This window comes from Vreelandella aquamarina, from assembly GCF_020075495.1.
GTDB classification, from domain to species: Bacteria; Pseudomonadota; Gammaproteobacteria; order Pseudomonadales; family Halomonadaceae; genus Vreelandella; species Vreelandella aquamarina_A.
Map to the genome: position 1 here is coordinate 167,921 of NZ_JABYQT010000001.1, position 17,884 is coordinate 185,804.

The following is a 17,884-nucleotide window of genomic DNA, read 5'->3' on the forward strand; positions in this document are numbered from 1 at the left end:
AGCCTTGCCGATAACTAAAAGCTTGCCGATACATAAAGCACAGTACGACCGGGCGCCAGAGCGCCCGTGATAATAACGAGGAGACACAATGCCAAGTACTCGCCCACCCGCCAGCTACTACGCCCCCCAGGGCGGACATCCGCCGCAGACACAGCTGACCGCTGATCGTGCGGTGTTTACCGAGGCCTATGCGCTGATCCCCAAGGGCGTGATGCGCGATATCGTGACCAGCAATCTGCCGTTCTGGGAAGGCACGCGCCTGTGGGTGCTGGCGCGACCGCTGTCAGGCTTTGCCGAGACGTTTTCCCAGTACATCATGGAAGTGGCACCGGGCGGGGGGAGCGACAAGCCCGAGCCTGAGGCCGAGGCCGAGGGCGTACTGTTCGTGGTCGAAGGCGAGCTTACCCTGACCTTGGAGGGCGTGCGGCACATCCTGGCGCCGGGAGGCTATGCGTTCATTCCGCCAGGATGCGAATGGCGGGTGCGCAACGAGTCACGCGAGCCCGTGCGCTTTCACTGGGTACGCAAGGCCTACGAATTCGTTGATGGCCTGAAGGTACCCGAGGCCTTCGTGACCAACGAGCAGGCGATCACGCCTGTCGAGATGCCGGGCACCGAAGGCCGCTGGGCGACCACGCGCTTTGTCGATCCAAATGACGTACGCCACGACATGCACGTCAATATCGTCACCTTCCAGCCCGGCGGCGTGATTCCCTTCGATGAAACCCACGTGATGGAGCACGGCCTCTACGTGCTGGAGGGCAAGGCGGTGTATCACCTGAACCAGCAATGGGTCGAGGTGGAAGCGGGGGATTTCATGTGGCTGCGTGCCTTCTGCCCTCAGGCGTGCTATGCAGGTGGCCCGGGGCCGTTTCGGTACCTGCTGTACAAGGACGTGAACCGCCATGCCGCCCTCAAGCTTTCTTCGCGCTAAGGAATCACGATGCTGAACCTGACCGCTACCCCGCTGACGCCGGACGCCTTTGCGTCTTTTGGTGATGTGATCGACGCGCGCAGCAGCGCGTCGTTTCCCATCAATGCCGGACGCACCCAGCGCCATCACGACCTCGCTCTGGTGGAAACGCTTGGCGAGGGCGCCCGCGCGCTGATCAGCATCTTTGTCAGCCAGCCAGTCTCGCTGCCGCTGGCGCTCACCTTTCTGGAGCGCCACCCGCTGGGCAGCCAGGCCTTCATGCCGCTGCATCAGGAGCGCTTTATCGTGGTGGTTGCCCCGCCTGGTGACACCATCGACCCCGGTGACGTGCGGGCCTTCGTCACCGACGGCCGCCAGGGAGTGAACTACCGCGCCGGTACCTGGCACGCCATTCAGTCGGTGCTTGAGCGTGAAGGCGAGTTTCTGGTGGTGGACCGTGGCGGCGAAGGCAATAATTGCGAAGAGTACCCGCTGGAAATCACGATTTCCCTGCCTGAATAACTTGTCACCCTGGCTTACGGTTGTCATCTTGGTAGTCTTATACTGATAAGCTAATGAAACACCTCATGGTTGCTTGGAAAACTGTTTAGGATAATTATGAACGCACAGACCCATGTTCCGCTTCGCCGTACCAAGATTGTCGCCACCCTAGGCCCCGCCAGTGACCGTGAGGGCGTTCTGGAGGCGATGCTGAAAGCGGGGGTGGACGTTGTACGTTTGAACTTCTCCCATGGCACGCCGGATGATCATCGCAAGCGCCTGATGCGAGTGCGCGAAATAGCTGCCCAGTTGGGCCGCAGCGTGGCGGCGCTGGGGGATCTTCAGGGCCCGAAAATCCGTATTGCGCGGTTCAAGGAGGGCGCGGTCAACCTTAAGGTGGGCCAGACGTTCGTGCTGGACATGGCGCTGGACCGCGATGCCGGCGATGCCGAGCAGGTAGGCTGCGATTACAAGACGCTGGCCCAGGACGTCGACGCCGGCGACCGCCTGCTGCTGGATGATGGCCGCGTGGTGCTGGACGTGACCCGCGTGGAGGGTCAGAAGGTATACACCCAGGTGGTGGTGGGCGGCAAGCTCTCCAACCACAAGGGTATCAACAAGCAGGGCGGCGGGTTGTCGGCGCCGGCACTGACGGACAAGGACAAGGAAGACCTGAAGACTGCCGTCGAGATTGGCGTCGATTACCTGGCGATCTCGTTTCCCCGCCATGCAGACGACATGCATGAGGCACGCCGCCTGCTGGGCGAGGAGGGCAAGGAGATTGGCCTGGTCGCCAAGGTGGAGCGCGCCGAAGCAGTGGCGGACGATGCCACGCTTGATGGCATTATCGAAGCGTCGGAAGCGGTCATGGTCGCCCGAGGCGATCTGGGTGTGGAAATCGGTGATGCCAAGCTGGTGGGCGTTCAGAAACGCATGATCAAGCGCGCTCGTTCGCTCAACCGCGCGGTAATCACCGCCACGCAGATGATGGAGAGCATGATCTCCGCGCCGCTGCCTACCCGCGCTGAAGTGTTTGACGTGGCCAACGCCGTGCTGGACAGCAGCGATGCGGTAATGCTCTCGGCGGAAACCGCCGCCGGTGACTACCCGGTGGAAACCGTGGAAGCCATGGCGCGCATCTGTCTCGGCGCCGAGCGTGAAAAGCTCGCCCAGGAGTCCGGCCACCGCATCCATGAAGGTTTTACCCGCCCCGATGAAACCATCGCGCTGTCGGCCATGTACGCAGCCAACCACATGACCGGCGTGGCGGCGATTGCCTGCATGACCGCTTCTGGCTACACCCCGCTGATTGCCTCGCGCATTCGCTCCGGGCTGCCGATCGTGGGCCTTGCCCATAACCCGATTGCCCAGCGGCGTATGGCGCTCTATCGGGGCGTGGTCTCACTGCCCTTTGATACCTCTGAAATGAGTGCCACCGAGCTCAACGACCGAGCGCTCGAACTGCTGGTGCAGCATGGCCTTGCCGAGCCGGGCGATCACGTCATCCTCACCCGCGGTGACCACATGAATGCCCATGGCGGCACCAATACCATGAAAGTCATGACCATTGCCGATCAGCCGGCTGCCTAAAGGAAACGCTCATGAACCCGACCCGCCGCCTGGTAGTGAAAGCGGCGCTAGGCCTGCCGCTGGTGGCGCTGCTTCCCGGTACGCTGTGGAGCGCGCTTGCCCTGGCAGACAGCGCCGATGAAAAACGTGATGCCCAGCAGCATGGCGAGCTGCTGGCACTGGCCATTCATAGCGATGGCGGCCCGCACCGCCTGGAAGTGGAAGTGGCGCGAACCGTGGCCCAGCGTCAGCGGGGGCTGATGGAGCGTGAGCACCTGCCCGAGCAGCGCGGCATGCTGTTCCGGTTCGAGCAGCAGCAGCCGGCCAGCAACGCCTTCTGGATGTATCGCACGCTGATCCCGCTGGATATCGCGTTTATTGATCAAGACGGGCGCATCGTGGCCATCAACACCATGCCGCCCTGTGAATCCAGCGCGCCGGGCGAATGCCCCACCTACCCGGCGGGAGCGGCCTATCATGCCGCCCTTGAGGTCAACGGTGGCTACTTCGCCGCGCGTAACATTCAGGTTGGCGACTGCGTGTCGGTACCGGGCGAGGCGGGGTTCTGTCAGCCTGACGAGTGACGAAGTGATGCGAGGTCAGACGACCTCGCGTAGTCGACAAATCTAAAGCGCCGGGCGCTTGCGAAAGCGGATCAGGATCAAGCCGATTCCCGCCACGACCAGGCCGCCGCCCATCAGCTTATGAAACCCCAGAGTGTCGCCCATCAGCAGTGCGCCCAGGCCCACGGCAAGCACAGGTACCAGCAGCGTCATCGGCACCACCCGGTTGACCGGATGGCGGCGCAGCAGGGCATACCAGATGCCATACGCCACGATCGACGACATCACCGCGGTATAGAAGACCGCTCCCCAGCCCGCCCAGCTTGCCTCGCTTAGCGCCTGCCACTGCCCGTTTTCAAACAGCCAGGAACCAAGGGCTACCTGGGGCACGGCGAGCAGCGCCACCCATCCTGCCAGGGCCAGTGGTGCAATGGCCGGGCCACGCTTGATCAAAAGTTGCGATACCGCCCAGCCGAAAGCGCTCATCAGCAGAATGCCAAGCGGAAGCGGCGAAGGCAGCGTCGGCCCGCCAGCCAGCACCACTACTCCGGCAAATGACAGCAAGAGCCCCGCCAAGCGCTTGGCCCCCAGCTTCTCCTTGAGAAATATCACTGCCAGCAGCGTGGCGAAGGGGGTTCCCATCTGCACCAGAAGTGCGCCAGTGCCCGCCTCGGCCTGACCCAGGCCAATGAACAGCAGAGCAAAGTGCAGGGTGCCGAAGGTAAAGGAGAGCAGCAGCAGAAACGGCAGCTGGGCGCGGGACACCGGGTAGAACGGCACCAGCACAATGGCGACCAGCATGAAACGTAGTGTGGTCATCAAAAGAGGCGGAAGCTCAGCGACGCCCACCTTGATCACAATGATATTGAGCGCCCAGATGGCAATGACCACCAGGCCGAGCAGTAGATCGCGTAGAGGCACGGCAGTATCCGGTATGAATGAAAATGAAATGCTTGGCACATCATATCAGCTTGTGCGTCTTCCCTTCGCCTTTCAAGTCCCTACAATAGGGCCGGGAGCTGCCTGCCTGTGTAAGCAGGCGCGGGCGACCCACCATAAAAAATAGATAAAAAGGAATTACCATGACGCTGACACGCCACATGACACACACAACGATCGGCCTTGCCGGAGCCGCCCTGCTGACGCTCGCGGTATCTGCCCAGGCCCGCGAACTCTCTGTCTCGACGGTGCTATCCGACGCCTTTCCCTGGGGGCAGGCCGCTGAAAAGTGGGCCGAGCTTGTGGAAGAGCGCAGCGAGGGCGAGCTGACCCTGCGCGTCTACCCCAACTCTCAACTGGTATCCGGCGACCAGACCCGCGAGTTTTCCGCCATGCGCTCGGGCCTGATCGATGCCGCGGTGGGTTCGACCATCAACTGGTCGCCCCAGGTGCCGGCACTCAACCTGTTCTCGCTTCCGTTCTTCATTCCTGATGAGGCGGCGGTCGATGCCATCACCGGCGGTGAAGCGGGCGAGATGGTGTTCGAGGCCATCGAGTCGCGCGGCGTAGTGCCGCTGGCCTGGGGCGAAAACGGTTTTCGCCAGGTGTCCAACTCGCGGGGCCCCATCACCGAGCCCGACGATCTGGACGGGCTGAAGATTCGCGTGGTTGGCTCGCCGCTGTTTCAGGATACCTTCAACGCGCTGGGCGCTGACCCCACGCAGATGAGCTGGACCGATGCCCAGCCGGCGCTGACCACCGGCGCCGTGGATGGTCAGGAAAACCCGCTTTCCGTGTTTGACGTGGCGCGCATCGACCAGGTAGGTCAGGCACATCTGACGCTCTGGAACTACATGAACGACCCGTTGATCTTTGCGGTGAATCAGCAGGTATGGCAGACCCTCTCTGAAGAGCAGCAGACCCTCTTGCGCGAAACGGCACTCGAAGCCGGTGAATGGGAAACCGCCATGACCCGCGAGCAGGAGAGCGAACGGCTGGCCGCCATTCAGGAGCGCGGCGTGACGGTCACCGAGCTTACCGACGCCCAATATCAGGCTTTTGCCGATGCGACCCAGTCTGTATACGAGAAGTGGGCACCGCGTATTGGCGAACCTCTGGTAGAGGCCGCTCAAGCGGCTATTGACGCGCGTTAATCGCTTTTCTGATGTTGCGCCTCCCGGCCTCGGGGGGCGCCGTAGTGACGAGGCTTTCATGAAAGGCTTTCCTGATGCACGGCCCGAGCGCTGGATAGGTGCGCTGGCGCTTGTCGTGATTTCATTGATCAGTTTGGGCAACGTGATCACCCGCTACGTGACCGGCGGGTCGTTCTCCTTTACCGAAGAGTTTTCCGTTTTCCTTCTGGTGGTGCTAACCTTTGCCGGCGCTTCGGTGGCCCTGCGGCGCAACCGGCATATCCGTATCGGCTTTCTGGAGCGAGCACTGCCGCCGCGCTATCGCCATGCGCTGATCGTGTTTCAGGCGCTGTGCGGTGCGCTGGTGCTGGGGCTGATCACCTGGTACGGCGGCAAGCTCGCCTGGCAGGAGTACCAGTGGGAGTCGCTCTCACCGGGGCTTGGTCTGCCGCAGTGGTGGTATCTGGTGTGGCTGCCGGTACTTACCCTGGCCATGCTGTGGCGGCTTTTCCAGCAGACCCGCGCACGGCTGACCGGGGAGATGGCTGATGACGCCTGATGTATGGATGATCCTGGCGTTTGCCGGGCTGCTGATTGCCGGTGTGCCGGTAGCGTTTTCGCTGGCTCTTTCCGGGGCGGTGGGTATCGTGCTGGGGCTGTCACCGGAGATGTTGGCAACGCTTGGCACGAACACCTATAACAGCATTGCCAAGTATCCCTTGATTGCGATTCCGCTGTTCATTCTGACCGGGTTGATCTTCGAGCGCTCGGGCGTGGCGCTGCGCCTGGTGCGCTTTGCCCAGGCCCTGATTGGCCCCCGCCACGGTGGGCTTGCGCTGGTGGCGGTGCTGGTGTGCATGATCATGGGGGGCATGAGCGGCTCGGGCCCGGCGGACGCCGCGGCGGTTGCCATGGTGATGTTGCCCAGCATGACCCGGGCGGGCTACCCCAAGCCGTTTTCTGCCACTCTGATTGCCGCTTCGGCCTCGACGGCGATTCTGATTCCGCCTTCGGTGGCGCTGATTCTCTACTCTATCGTGGTACCCGGGGTAGACCTGCGCGCACTATTTGCCGCAGGGCTCTTTCCGGGCATTCTGGCCGGGCTTTCGCTGCTGGTGCCGGCGCTTATTCTGGCCCGGCGCAACGGCTGGGAGGGCTCGCCTACGGTAGAGAGTGAGCGCTTGAGCGTGCGTACCACCTTCAAGGAGGCGTTGCCGGCGCTGTTTGCGCCCATCCTGATTCTGGGTGGTCTGCGCTCGGGGCTGTTTACCCCTACCGAGGCGGCGGTGGTGGCCGTTGCCTACGGTACGCTGGTCGGGCTCTTTTTTACTCGTGAGCTGTCGCTGCGTGACCTATGGGCGCTTCTGGGCGAAGCCGCGATCGTTTCCGGCGTGGTGATGCTGATCATCGCCCTGGCCGGCATCTTTGCCTGGGCGGGTACCATGCTGGGCACTTTCCGTCACCTGGCGGAGTGGATCATCGGCCTTACCGATAACGGTGTCGTGCTGCTGATCCTGGTCATGCTGGCCGTGCTGGTAGCAGGCATGCTGCTCGATGCCATCTCGATCTACCTGATCATGATGCCCATCCTGATTCCGGTCATGCAGCACTTCGACTGGAACCCGGTGTGGTTCGGCATACTGCTGGCGATGAATATTGCCATCGGCCAGTTCACGCCACCGGTGGCGGTCAATCTGATGGTGACGACGGAAGTCGCCAAGATCCGCCTCGAGCACACGCTCGGCTGGGCGCTGATGTTCGTGCTGGCAATGAGTGGTGCCCTGGCGCTGGTGGCGATTTTTCCGGCCATTGCACTATGGCTGCCCCAGATGCTGGGCTATAACGTTTAAGAGGAGACTCGCGTGGCAATAGCGAAACCATCAGATGTCGCTACGCTTAAGTAGGCCATCGAGTGTTCATCTCATGCCCCCTATGCAAAAGAGGCATGGCCATTAACGCTGACTAAACGTTACGCAAGGGGAAAGTCGTGTTTCAATAGGCGGCGCTAAGCGCGCCGCTTGCCTATCATGGTTTCGCCAAGCGGATTGTTTTTCGCTAAAGTAGCCATGGTCGGCACAATCGGTGCCGGGTTATGACAGTTTGTCTTGAAAACGTTCTGGAAGCAGGTTCACCCAAAGGGGACAGGCTGATGGGGGTTTCCAGAACGCATAACGCTCACAACATCAAGATAGAGGTATGTCCATGAAACGCCATGTATTTTCTACTGCTGCCTTTTCAGGCGCATTAATCGCAGCGGCAACGTTCGCTGCACCCGCCGTCGCCCAGGAGCGCTATATCACCATCGGTACCGGCGGTCAGACCGGCGTTTACTATGTCGTGGGCCAGTCGGTCTGCCGTATGGTCAACCGCGGTAGCGAAGAGCACAACATTCGCTGCAACGCACCGTCGACCGGCGGCTCCGTTGCCAACGTCAACGGCATGAAGAGCGGCGAGCTGGACATGGGCGTGGTTCAGTCCGACGTTCAGTACCGTGCCTACAACGGTGAAGCCAACTTCGAAGGCGAGGGCCCGTGGGAAGACATGCGCGCCGTCTTCACCATGCACGGCGAGCCGCTCACCGTGGTGGCTCGTGCCGACTCCGGCATCGAGAACATCAGCGATTTCCCGGGCAAGCGCATCAACATCGGCAACCCGGGTTCTGGTCAGCGCAACACCATGGACGTGGTCATGGATGCGTTCGGTTGGGATGAAGGCACCTTCGCGCTGGCCTCCCAGCTGGATGCCGCCGAGCAGGCCTCGGCACTTTCCGATAACAACATCGATGCCATGGTCTATGTAGTGGGCCACCCGAACGGTTCCATCCAGGAAGCGACGACCACGATCGACGCCCGCCTGGTATCCGTGACCGGCGACGAGATCGATGCGCTGATCGAAGAGTATCCGTACTACACCCGTTCCGTGATCCCGGGCGGCTTGTACCGTGGCAACGACGAAGACGTTGAAACCTTCGGCGTCGCGGCGACCTTCGTCTCGTCTGCCGACGTTGACGAAGACATCGTGTACGAAACGGTCAAGGCCGTGTTCGACAACTTCGATCGTTTCAAGCGTCTGCACCCGGCGTTCGAGAACCTCAACGAAGAGGACATGATAGCCGACGGTCTGACCGCACCGCTGCATGATGGCGCGGCGCGTTACTACCGTGAGCGTGGCTGGATCGAGTAAGGCTTGGCGTTACGCTATTGGCCATGACCGGTAGCGATCGCTTTAGAAGTGACAAGCGCGGGCACCTGGGGTGTCCGCGCTTCTTGTTGAAAGCGCTGATTGTCAGCGCTGACCATTAGGCAGGACAAGCGTATGCGTGATGACAAACAACCCTTGGCAGCCACAGGGGACGACCTTGATGATATGGTCGCCGCCAGTGACACAGGGGCAAGGAAGCCGCACGGCGTACCCGGTAAGCTGCTGGTAAGCATTGCAGCTGCCTGGTCGCTGTTTCAGCTATGGATTGCATCGCCACTTCCTTACATGGTGGGCTTTGGCGTGTTCAGCGCCACCGAAGCGCGCTCTATTCACCTGGCGTTTGCGCTCTTTCTGGCCTTCATGGCCTATCCTGCGTTGAAGCGCTCACCGCGTGAGCGTATTCCGTTACAGGACTGGGCGTTTGCCGCGATTGCCGCCTTCTGCGGCGCGTACCTGTTCATATTCTATTCTGACCTGGCGCAACGTCCTGGTCGGCCTATTACCCAGGATATCGTGATCGGCATCCTGGGCATCGTGATGCTGCTCGAAGCCACCCGCCGCGCACTTGGGCCGCCGCTGATGGTGGTCGCCGCGATTTTTATCGGCTACTCGCTGTTTGGCCCCTACATGCCCGGTATCCTGGCCCACCGCGGCGTCAGCCTTGGCGGGTTGATCAACCACCAATGGCTTGGCACGCAGGGCGTGTTCGGCATCGCACTTGGGGTATCCACAAGCTTTGTCTTCCTGTTTGTACTGTTTGGCGCGTTGCTGGATAAAGCGGGCGCCGGCAACTATTTCATCAAGGTAGCGTTTTCTCTGCTGGGCCATCTCAAGGGCGGCCCGGCCAAAGCGGCGGTCGTGGCCTCGGGCATGACCGGTCTGATTTCCGGCTCCTCGATTGCCAATACGGTGACCACGGGTACCTTTACCATTCCCATGATGAAGCGGGTGGGCTTCAGTGCTGAAAAGGCCGGGGCGGTGGAAGTCTCCTCCTCGGTCAATGGGCAGATCATGCCGCCGGTCATGGGCGCGGCGGCGTTTCTGATGGTCGAATACGTGGGCATTTCCTATGTCGAAGTCATCAAGCACGCCTTCCTGCCTGCCATCATTTCGTATATTGCTCTGATCTATATCGTTCATCTGGAAGCCCTGAAAGCCAACATGAAGGGGCTGCCGTCCAGCAACCCGGCTCGTCCGCTGCTGAACAAGGTGATCGGCTTTCTGACGGGGCTTTTGCTGCTCATGGGGTTGTCGGTTGCGGTCTATTACGGCCTGGGCTGGCTGAAGCCCGTTTTGGGTGAAGCCACTCCCTGGGTCATTTCACTGGGCCTGGCAGCGGTTTATGTAGGGCTTTTGAAGATCAGCTCCTACTACCCCGAACTGGAGATGGATGACCCGAACTCCAAGGTCATCAAGCTGCCGCAGACCCGGCCCACCGTGATGGTCGGCCTGCACTATATTCTGCCGGTCATCGTGCTGGTCTGGTGCTTGATGGTCGAACGCCTGTCACCAGGGCTTTCGGCGTTCTGGGCGACCGTATTCATGATCTTCATCATGGTGACGCAGCGTCCGATCATCGCCATCTTCCGCGGACGCAGCAAGATGGCGGCCGATATCAAGGAAGGCTTTCTGGATCTGTGGGATGGCCTGGTAACCGGCGCGCGCAACATGATCGGTATCGGTATCGCCACGGCCACGGCGGGCATCGTGGTCGGCGCTGTATCTCAAACCGGCGTGGGCCTGGTGCTGGCGGATGTCGTCGAGCTACTGTCCGGCGGCAACCTGATGATGATCCTGCTGCTGACCGCCCTTTTGAGCCTTATTCTGGGCATGGGCTTGCCCACCACCGCCAACTATATCGTGGTGTCGGCGCTGATGGCGCCGGTGATCGTGATGCTGGGCCAGCAAAACGGTCTGATCGTGCCGCTGATCGCCGTTCATCTATTCGTGTTCTACTTCGGGATCATGGCGGATGTCACACCGCCAGTGGGGCTTGCCTCGTTTGCCGCCGCGGCGGTGTCGGGGGGCGATCCGCTGCGCACCGGCTTCCAGGCGTTCTACTATAGCCTGCGTACGGCGGCGCTGCCGTTTCTGTTCATCTTCAACACGGATCTGCTGCTGATCGATGTCACGGTGACACAAGGGGTGGTGATATTCATTGTAGCGACGATCGCCATGCTGATCTTTGCCGCTGGCACCCAGGGCTATATGCTGACACGCAGCCGCTGGTACGAGTCAGTGCTGCTGCTGCTGGTCGCCTTTACTCTGTTCCGCCCCGGCTTCTGGATGGACAAGATCCACGACCCCTACGAATCGGTGCCGCCTGCCCAGTTTGCCGAGGCGCTTGGACGAGTCGACGATGGCAGCAGCCTGCGCGTGCAGATAGCCGGCGAGGATGATTTCGGGGCCCCCATGTCGACCTATATCCTGGTGCCTGTGCCCAGCGGCGACACCGGCGAAGAGCGTCTGGAGAACCTGGGCATGGAGCTCTACGTGGATGGTGATCAGACGCTGGTCGACTTCGTGGCGTTTGGCGGCCCGGCGGCGGAGCTGGGGTTTGATTTCGACCAGGAAATCACCCAGGTGCTGGCGCCGGTGGATCGCTGGACCAAGGAGTGGATGTGGCTACCTGCCCTGGGGCTGTTTGGTCTTGTCGTGCTGCTGCAGCGCCGTCGGCGCAGCAAGGAGCAGGATGATGATGCAGCGGCCGTGGCCTGAGGGGAGCGTCATGTACCAGAAAGTGCTGCTTCCCGTGGATCTGAACGAGGCGACCTCCTGGCAGAAGGCGTTGCCCACGGCGGTCACGCTCTGCCAGACGTTTGGCGCATCGCTGCATATCGTGTCGGTACTGCCGGAGTTCAAGATGCCCATGGTCGGGGCCTACTTTCCGAAGAACTTTTCGGAAAAGGCTCATGAGGCGATGAAGCAAGCGCAGCAGCGCTTCATCGACGAGCATGTTCCGAAAGACGTCAAGACCCAGAGCGTGATCGTGGACGGCTCGCCCTGGGAGGCGATCATCAAGGTGGGCAAGAAGCTCGATGCCGACCTGATCGTCATGGCGTCGCACACCAAGCACAAGTTCGTTGACTACGTGCTGGGTCCCAATGCCGAACATGTAGTGCATCATGCCAAGGTATCGGTCATGATCGTGCGCTAGCCGGGCTAACGCCTGTCGTCATGCTGACAACGCCGGCTCCATCGAGCCGGCGTTTCTACAGTAGTTGAACGACAGTATTTGAACGACAGCGCTTGAACGACAGAATGTTTTTAAAAACACCACTCGGCCTGATTCGACGTACCGGTGCGCGTCCTCTCTTCCGGTATCGATGAAGACCCTGAGGGCTTGACGCTAACGCAGGATTTTGTGAGGAAATGATCGTGAAAACGTTATTGGCTGGCTGGGCCTTGATGGCACTGTGTGTATCCCAAGGGGCGCAGGCAGCCCCTGATGAGGCGCTGCCTGCACCTGACGGTGCGGTCATCCTGGAAGTGAAAGGCAATATCAAGCATCAGAATGCCGAAGGCGAAGCGCATCTGGACATGGCCATGCTGAAGGCGCTGCCCCAGCATGGCTTTGACACCAGTACACCCTGGACCGGCGGCGTCAGCCACTACTCGGGCCCGCTGATGCGCGACCTGCTCGAGTATGTGGGCGCTGAAAGCGAGACGGTGCAGGTATCGGCGCTCAACGGGTATGCTGCTGAAATCCCGATGACTGATTTCGACGACTATGAGGTCATCCTGGCGCTCGAGCGTAACGGTGAACCCATGCCCATCCGCGAGTACGGTCCGCTATGGGTGCTTTATCCCTTCGACCAGGATGAGGTACTGCTGAGCGAGAAAATACGCTTCCGGGCCGTCTGGCAGGTCATGCGTATCGATGCGCTTTAGCCGCACCGTGGTACAAGCACCAAGGCTTCTGCGCTACCCCCGCCGGCTCAAGCTGGTGGCCATGTTCACCGTACTGCTGTTTGCCGGCGCCCTGGTCGTGGCAGCGCTTGCCTCCTGGCGCCAGGATAACCTGACCCAAAGCCTGCGTGAGGATACGGCCTGGGTGGTTTACAAGCTGGACCGGGACGCCGTTCAACTGCTCAATCACTTGCTCTCGGTCACGCGTACCCCGCTGGATTCGGACACCCAGGATGGACTCAATCTGCGCTTCGAGCTGCTCTACAGCCGTGTGATGCTGCTGCAGGAGGGCGAGGTCAATTCGCTCTTGCAAGCCGCCTCGGGCGCCAGTGAATTACTTGGTTACATTCAGCAGCAGATGGAGCTGCTCGACCCCATGCTCGGCCCCCAAAGCGAGCTCGATGAGCTGCCGCTCGTCGAGCTCGAGGCCGAACTCAACCGGCTGACCCAGCTGACCGAGCGGTTCGTCATCACCATCAACGGCTATCTGGCCGAGTCGGCCACTGAAGAGCGAATTCTTCTGAGCACGCTCTACAAGCTCTTGATGACGCTACTGGTAGGCATGAGCCTGGCCGTCTTGCTGGTCATCGTGTTTCTGGTGCGTGAAATGCGCGAAAGCGCGGCGGCCCGACGCGAGCAGGAACTCTTGAGTCAGCAGCTTGAAGTCACCGCCGAACAGGCCCAGGCTGCCAACCAGGCCAAGTCGGATTTTCTGGCCATGGTGAGCCACGAAATACGCACCCCGCTCAATGGGGTAATCGGCATGAGTGAACTGCTTCGCGAGCCGGCTAGTCCCGCCCAGGTGGAAGATTACGCACGCACCATTCACGACAGCGCCAATCAGCTTCTGGCCATGATCAACGAGATTCTCGATTTCTCGAAAATCGAGGCGGGTCACTTGACGCTCGAGACCTCACCAACGGCGCTGAAGCCCTTGATCGACAGTGTGGTGGCGCTATTTGAGCCCCGCGCCCAGGCCAAGGGGCTGACGCTCGAAGTGGATATCGATGCACTGGTGCCGTCCTGGGTCATGCTGGACGCCGGGCGTGTCCGGCAGATCCTGCTGAACCTGGTGGCCAACGCGATCAAGTTCACCGACTACGGTCGCGTCACCATTCGCGTCTCTTCCACGGTCGAACACTTGCTGCTGGAGGTCAGCGATACCGGCTGTGGCCTGAATGAAAGACAGCAGGCCAGCCTGTTCGAGCCCTTTCAGCAGGCCGATGCCTCGGTAGCACGCCGCTACGGAGGCACCGGCCTCGGACTTGCCATTTCCAAGCGATTGAGCGAGGCCATGCAGGGGCATTTGCGCGTGCAAAGCCAGCCGGGCCAGGGCAGCACGTTCAGCTGTGAACTGCCGCTGGTAGCGGCAAGTCCCGCCGTCACCAAGCTGCCCAAGGAACCAGCGCGTGACTTTACGGGCACTTCGTTGCTGCTGGTGGAAGATAATGCGATCAACCGCAAGGTGGCCACGGGGCTGCTCTCGCGCCTGGGGTGTGACGTGGTGTATGCAGAAAACGGCCACGAAGCGCTGGCCATGGCGGATACCCAGAGGGTGGATCTGATATTCATGGATATCCAGCTGCCGGACATGGATGGCCTGGTCGTGACCCGGCGACTGCGAGAGCATGGCGGCTGGCTTGCCAGTGTGCCGATCGTGGCGATGACCGCGGGGGGCAATGATCGGCAGTTCTGTCTGGATGCTGGGATGAATGACTACATCACCAAGCCGCTGTCGCTGTCGGGGTTGAGCAACGTGCTTGCGATGCACCTGCTGCCCGCCGCCACGCCCGCCCTGATGCCGATGCTGCACGAGGCCAGAGCCGACGCCTCTCATCAGGATTTACTCAATACCGCCACGCTCGACATGCTCAGAGCGAGCCTGGGCGAGGCAAAGCTGGTACACCTTGTAGTGCTCTACCATCAGCAGGTAAGTGACTATCTGTCGCAACTGGCGGCTTATCTGGTTACTGCCGAGGGGATTTTCGACGAACAGGCGCAGCAGGTAAAAAGGCTTGCCCACCAGCTGCGCGGCGAATCATTGAGCATGGGAGCCGAGCAGCTTGCCGACTACGCCAAGCGGCTCGAAGTACTGGCCGATGACAAGGCCGCCACGCCATGCCAGCTGGATGAAGTGTTCGGCAGACTGCGCCACAGTGCCACGCGCACCCATGCCGCCTTGCAGGGGTGGCGGCGCGACAACCTGCCCGGCTAAGCCTTGCCCGGCGATCAGACAATGGGGCATTCTGCTAATGGGCTATTTCGTAAAGTGCTGTGGTGACCCACACTGAATGAGCGCTTTCAATAACCATAATATGCAGGAGCCTTGTGATGATCTACGCCAATCCGGGTGAAGCCAACGCCGTGGTGTCATTTGAAAAACGTTACGGCAACTATATCGGCGGCGAATTCGTGGCGCCGGTGAACGGGCAGTATTTCGACAATATCAGTCCGGTCAATGGAGACGTATTCTGCGAAATTCCGCGCTCGACCGCGGAAGATATCGATAAAGCGCTGGATGCCGCCCACAAGGCCGCCCCGGCCTGGGGCAAGACCTCCGCCGCCGAGCGCAGCAATATCCTGCTCAAGATGGCTGACCGCATCGAGCAGAACCTGGAGCTTCTGGCGGTGGCCGAAACTTGGGACAACGGCAAGGCCGTTCGTGAAACCCTGAATGCCGACATCCCGCTGGCGGTAGACCACTTCCGCTACTTTGCCGGTTGTATTCGCGCTCAGGAAGGCACGGCGGCGGATATCGATGCCAATACCGTCTCCTACCATTTCCACGAGCCGCTGGGCGTGGTGGGACAGATCATTCCCTGGAACTTCCCTATCCTGATGGCCGTCTGGAAGCTGGCACCGGCGCTTGCCGCCGGCAACTGCGTGGTGCTCAAGCCTGCCGAGCAGACGCCCGCGTCCGTTCTGGAACTCATCAAGATCATCGGCGACCTGCTGCCGCCGGGCGTGGTCAATATCGTCAACGGTTTCGGCGAGGAAGTAGGGCAGGCCCTGGCCAGCAGCAAGCGCATCGCCAAGATCGCCTTTACCGGCTCCACGCCGGTGGGCTCGCACATTCTCAAGTGCGCCGCTGAAAACATCATTCCGTCCACTGTGGAGCTGGGCGGCAAGTCGCCGAATATCTACTTTGCCGACATCATGAACGCCGAGCCGACGTTCATCGACAAGGCGGTCGAGGGGCTGGTGCTGGCTTTCTTCAACCAGGGCGAAGTGTGTACCTGCCCTTCGCGCGCGCTGATTCAGGAGAGCATGTACGACGACTTCATGGCCAAGGTGCTCGAGCGCACCAAGACCATCAAGCGCGGCAACCCCCTGGATACCGACGTGCAGGTAGGCGCTCAGGCATCCCAGGAGCAGTACGACAAGATCATGTCCTACATGGACGTTGCCCGCGAAGAAGGGGCCGAGTTCCTCACCGGCGGCAACAAGGAGAGCTTCGACCCGAGCTATGACAAGGGCTACTACATCCAGCCAACGCTGCTGAAAGGCGACAACAAGATGCGCGTCTTCCAGGAGGAGATCTTCGGCCCGGTGGTCGCGGTCACCACTTTCAAGGACGAAGAGGAAGCGCTGGCGATTGCCAACGATACCGAGTTCGGGCTCGGCGCAGGCGTATGGAGCCGGGATATCAACGTGGCATTTCGCATGGGGCGCGGTATTCAGGCCGGCCGCGTATGGACCAACTGCTACCACCAGTACCCGGCGCATGCCGCCTTCGGCGGCTACAAGAAATCCGGCGTGGGCCGTGAAACCCACAAGATGGCCCTCGAGCACTATCAGCAGACCAAGAACCTGCTGATCAGCTACGACATCAATCCGCTGGGCTTTTTCTAGACGCAACCCATAGCTCGCCCATGAAAACGCCCGGCGGTGCCGGGCGTTTGCTTGATACGACTGAGTGGCTATCAGCGGTTTTTATTCGCTGGCGGCTTCCGCTTCATCATTCTGGTGCTCGTGCCCGCCGCGACGGCCGTGACCTTTACCTTCGCCGCGGTGCTCGTCACGGACTTCCTTCATGGCCTCTTTCAGGGCATCGCGCTCTTCTTCGGACAGAATGTCGGCGACTTTTTCTTCGTGCTCGGCACGCAGCGCCTGCATGGCCTGGTAGTGCTCGGCGTTGATTTCGTTGAGCGCTTGCTGCTGCTCGTCGCTCAAGCCGGCACGCTCGTACACTTCCTGGCGGCGCTCTTCCATACGCTGATGGAACGCTTCACGATCAGCGTCTGAGCCGCGGCCTTCGTGCTGCTCCGCCTGAGCCGAGAAGGCCAGCGGGGCCAGTGCCAGAGCAAGCAGGGTCGGGGCGAACATCTGACGTAATGACAGTTTCATGGCATACCTCCTGGTAAGTTGACCATGGCAGTATCCGGCAGCGTCGTGCAAACCCGATGCACGGAGTGTGCAATAACGAAGGTCTTCAGCGTCTGCAATTACCCCTCCGGCTGGTACTTGTAGCCTACTCCATACACCGAGCGAATGATCTCCTGCTCGGGCAGGGCCTCGGTGATCTTCTTGCGCAGTTTCTTGATATGGCTGTCGACGGTGCGCTCGGAGACGATGCGGTTGTCGCGGTACATGTGATCCATCAATTGTTCGCGGCTGAAGATGCGTCCGGGCGACTGCATCATGACCCGCAGCAGCTGGAATTCAACCGCGGTCAGGCCCAGGTCCTGACCATTTGCCAGCGCCTGCCAGCCGTCTTCATCGAGCGTGACGGGGGCCGCCGCGTCACGTTGGTGATTCGGCGATGACTGCTCGGCCAGCGCCTGGCTGCGGCGCAGCACCGCTTTTACCCGCGCGACCACCTCGCGTGGGCTGAAGGGCTTGCAGATATAGTCATCGGCGCCCAGCTCGAGGCCCAGCAGCCGGTCCACTTCCTCCACCTTGGCGGTCACCATGATGATGGCGATGGCGGGCCAGGTGTTGCGAATCTCACGGCACAGGGTCAGGCCATCCTTGCCGGGCAGCATGACGTCCAGCAGGATAAGCTCGGGCGAGTGCTCGGCAAGCCAGGGAAGCACCTCATCGCCGTGGCCAAGGGTGGTCACGCGATAGCCATGGGACGTCAGGTAATCATCCATGAGGCGGGCGATCTTGGGCTCGTCCTCAACGATCAACAGCGTAGTGTCTTGGGTCATGGA

General features: G+C 61.0%; 16 protein-coding genes. 13 read left to right on the plus strand and 3 right to left on the minus strand.

Annotated elements, in window-relative coordinates; all coding sequences use genetic code 11:
- The first annotated feature begins 88 nt into the window (after positions 1-88).
- The 4 genes from HW452_RS00820 to HW452_RS00835 all read left to right on the plus strand — a co-directional run bounded on the left by HW452_RS00820 (position 89) and on the right by HW452_RS00835 (position 3,567).
- Positions 89-934, plus strand: coding sequence for a bifunctional allantoicase/(S)-ureidoglycine aminohydrolase (locus HW452_RS00820; protein WP_224104203.1), 846 nt, complete (start codon positions 89-91; stop codon positions 932-934).
- A 9-nt stretch (positions 935-943) separates the two neighbouring features.
- Entirely contained in the window at positions 944-1,435 is a 492-nt protein-coding gene (locus HW452_RS00825) for an ureidoglycolate lyase (RefSeq protein ID WP_224104204.1), read from the plus strand.
- A 96-nt stretch (positions 1,436-1,531) separates the two neighbouring features.
- Positions 1,532-3,004, plus strand: coding sequence for a pyruvate kinase (gene pyk / locus HW452_RS00830; protein ID WP_224104205.1), 1,473 nt, complete (start codon positions 1,532-1,534; stop codon positions 3,002-3,004).
- A gap of 11 nt (positions 3,005-3,015) precedes the next feature.
- The gene (locus tag HW452_RS00835) at positions 3,016-3,567 is read left to right on the plus strand and encodes a DUF192 domain-containing protein (RefSeq protein ID WP_224104206.1); all 552 of its coding nucleotides are present in this window, start codon (positions 3,016-3,018) and stop codon (positions 3,565-3,567) included.
- A 42-nt stretch (positions 3,568-3,609) separates the two neighbouring features.
- Here the strand turns inward: HW452_RS00835 and HW452_RS00840 are convergent, their stop codons facing one another.
- Positions 3,610-4,467 (minus strand): DMT family transporter, encoded by an 858-nt coding sequence (locus HW452_RS00840; RefSeq protein WP_224104207.1) that lies wholly within the window; start codon positions 4,465-4,467, stop codon positions 3,610-3,612.
- Positions 4,468-4,628: 161 nt separating this feature from the next.
- On the opposite strand from HW452_RS00840, the gene HW452_RS00845 reads away from it, so the two are divergent.
- The 9 genes from HW452_RS00845 to exaC all read left to right on the plus strand — a co-directional run bounded on the left by HW452_RS00845 (position 4,629) and on the right by exaC (position 16,580).
- Positions 4,629-5,639 carry a DctP family TRAP transporter solute-binding subunit gene (locus HW452_RS00845; RefSeq protein ID WP_224104208.1) on the plus strand — a complete coding sequence of 337 codons (1,011 nt, stop codon included), beginning with the start codon at positions 4,629-4,631 and terminating at the stop codon, positions 5,637-5,639.
- 58 nt (positions 5,640-5,697) lie between these two features.
- On the plus strand, positions 5,698-6,177 hold the full coding sequence (locus tag HW452_RS00850) for a TRAP transporter small permease (RefSeq protein WP_224104209.1): 480 nt from the start codon (positions 5,698-5,700) through the stop codon (positions 6,175-6,177).
- Positions 6,167-7,468 (plus strand): TRAP transporter large permease, encoded by a 1,302-nt coding sequence (locus tag HW452_RS00855; protein WP_224104210.1) that lies wholly within the window; start codon positions 6,167-6,169, stop codon positions 7,466-7,468. The genes HW452_RS00850 and HW452_RS00855 overlap by 11 nt, the downstream gene beginning before the upstream one ends.
- Before the next feature lie 352 nt (positions 7,469-7,820).
- Positions 7,821-8,801 (plus strand): TAXI family TRAP transporter solute-binding subunit, encoded by a 981-nt coding sequence (locus HW452_RS00860; protein WP_224104569.1) that lies wholly within the window; start codon positions 7,821-7,823, stop codon positions 8,799-8,801.
- A 132-nt stretch (positions 8,802-8,933) separates the two neighbouring features.
- Complete coding sequence (locus HW452_RS00865; protein WP_224104211.1) at positions 8,934-11,537, plus strand: TRAP transporter permease; 2,604 nt, start codon at positions 8,934-8,936, stop codon at positions 11,535-11,537.
- A 10-nt stretch (positions 11,538-11,547) separates the two neighbouring features.
- Complete coding sequence (locus HW452_RS00870; protein WP_224104212.1) at positions 11,548-11,976, plus strand: universal stress protein; 429 nt, start codon at positions 11,548-11,550, stop codon at positions 11,974-11,976.
- A 215-nt stretch (positions 11,977-12,191) separates the two neighbouring features.
- Complete coding sequence (locus HW452_RS00875; protein WP_224104213.1) at positions 12,192-12,710, plus strand: molybdopterin-dependent oxidoreductase; 519 nt, start codon at positions 12,192-12,194, stop codon at positions 12,708-12,710.
- Positions 12,700-14,943: a hybrid sensor histidine kinase/response regulator gene (locus HW452_RS00880; RefSeq protein ID WP_224104214.1), complete on the plus strand. Its 2,244-nt coding sequence runs from the start codon at positions 12,700-12,702 to the stop codon at positions 14,941-14,943. Before HW452_RS00875 ends, HW452_RS00880 begins: the two co-directional genes overlap by 11 nt.
- Positions 14,944-15,059: 116 nt before the next feature.
- Positions 15,060-16,580 carry an acetaldehyde dehydrogenase ExaC gene (exaC, locus tag HW452_RS00885; RefSeq protein WP_224104215.1) on the plus strand — a complete coding sequence of 507 codons (1,521 nt, stop codon included), beginning with the start codon at positions 15,060-15,062 and terminating at the stop codon, positions 16,578-16,580.
- An 81-nt stretch (positions 16,581-16,661) separates the two neighbouring features.
- Here the strand turns inward: exaC and HW452_RS00890 are convergent, their stop codons facing one another.
- Together HW452_RS00890 and HW452_RS00895 are read right to left on the minus strand one after the other, a co-directional pair.
- Positions 16,662-17,075, minus strand: a complete 414-nt coding sequence (locus tag HW452_RS00890; protein ID WP_224104216.1) for a hypothetical protein — start codon at positions 17,073-17,075, stop codon at positions 16,662-16,664.
- Positions 17,076-17,173: 98 nt separating this feature from the next.
- Positions 17,174-17,881: a response regulator gene (locus HW452_RS00895; protein ID WP_224104217.1), complete on the minus strand. Its 708-nt coding sequence runs from the start codon at positions 17,879-17,881 to the stop codon at positions 17,174-17,176.
- Between the last annotated feature and the right edge of the window lie 3 nt (positions 17,882-17,884).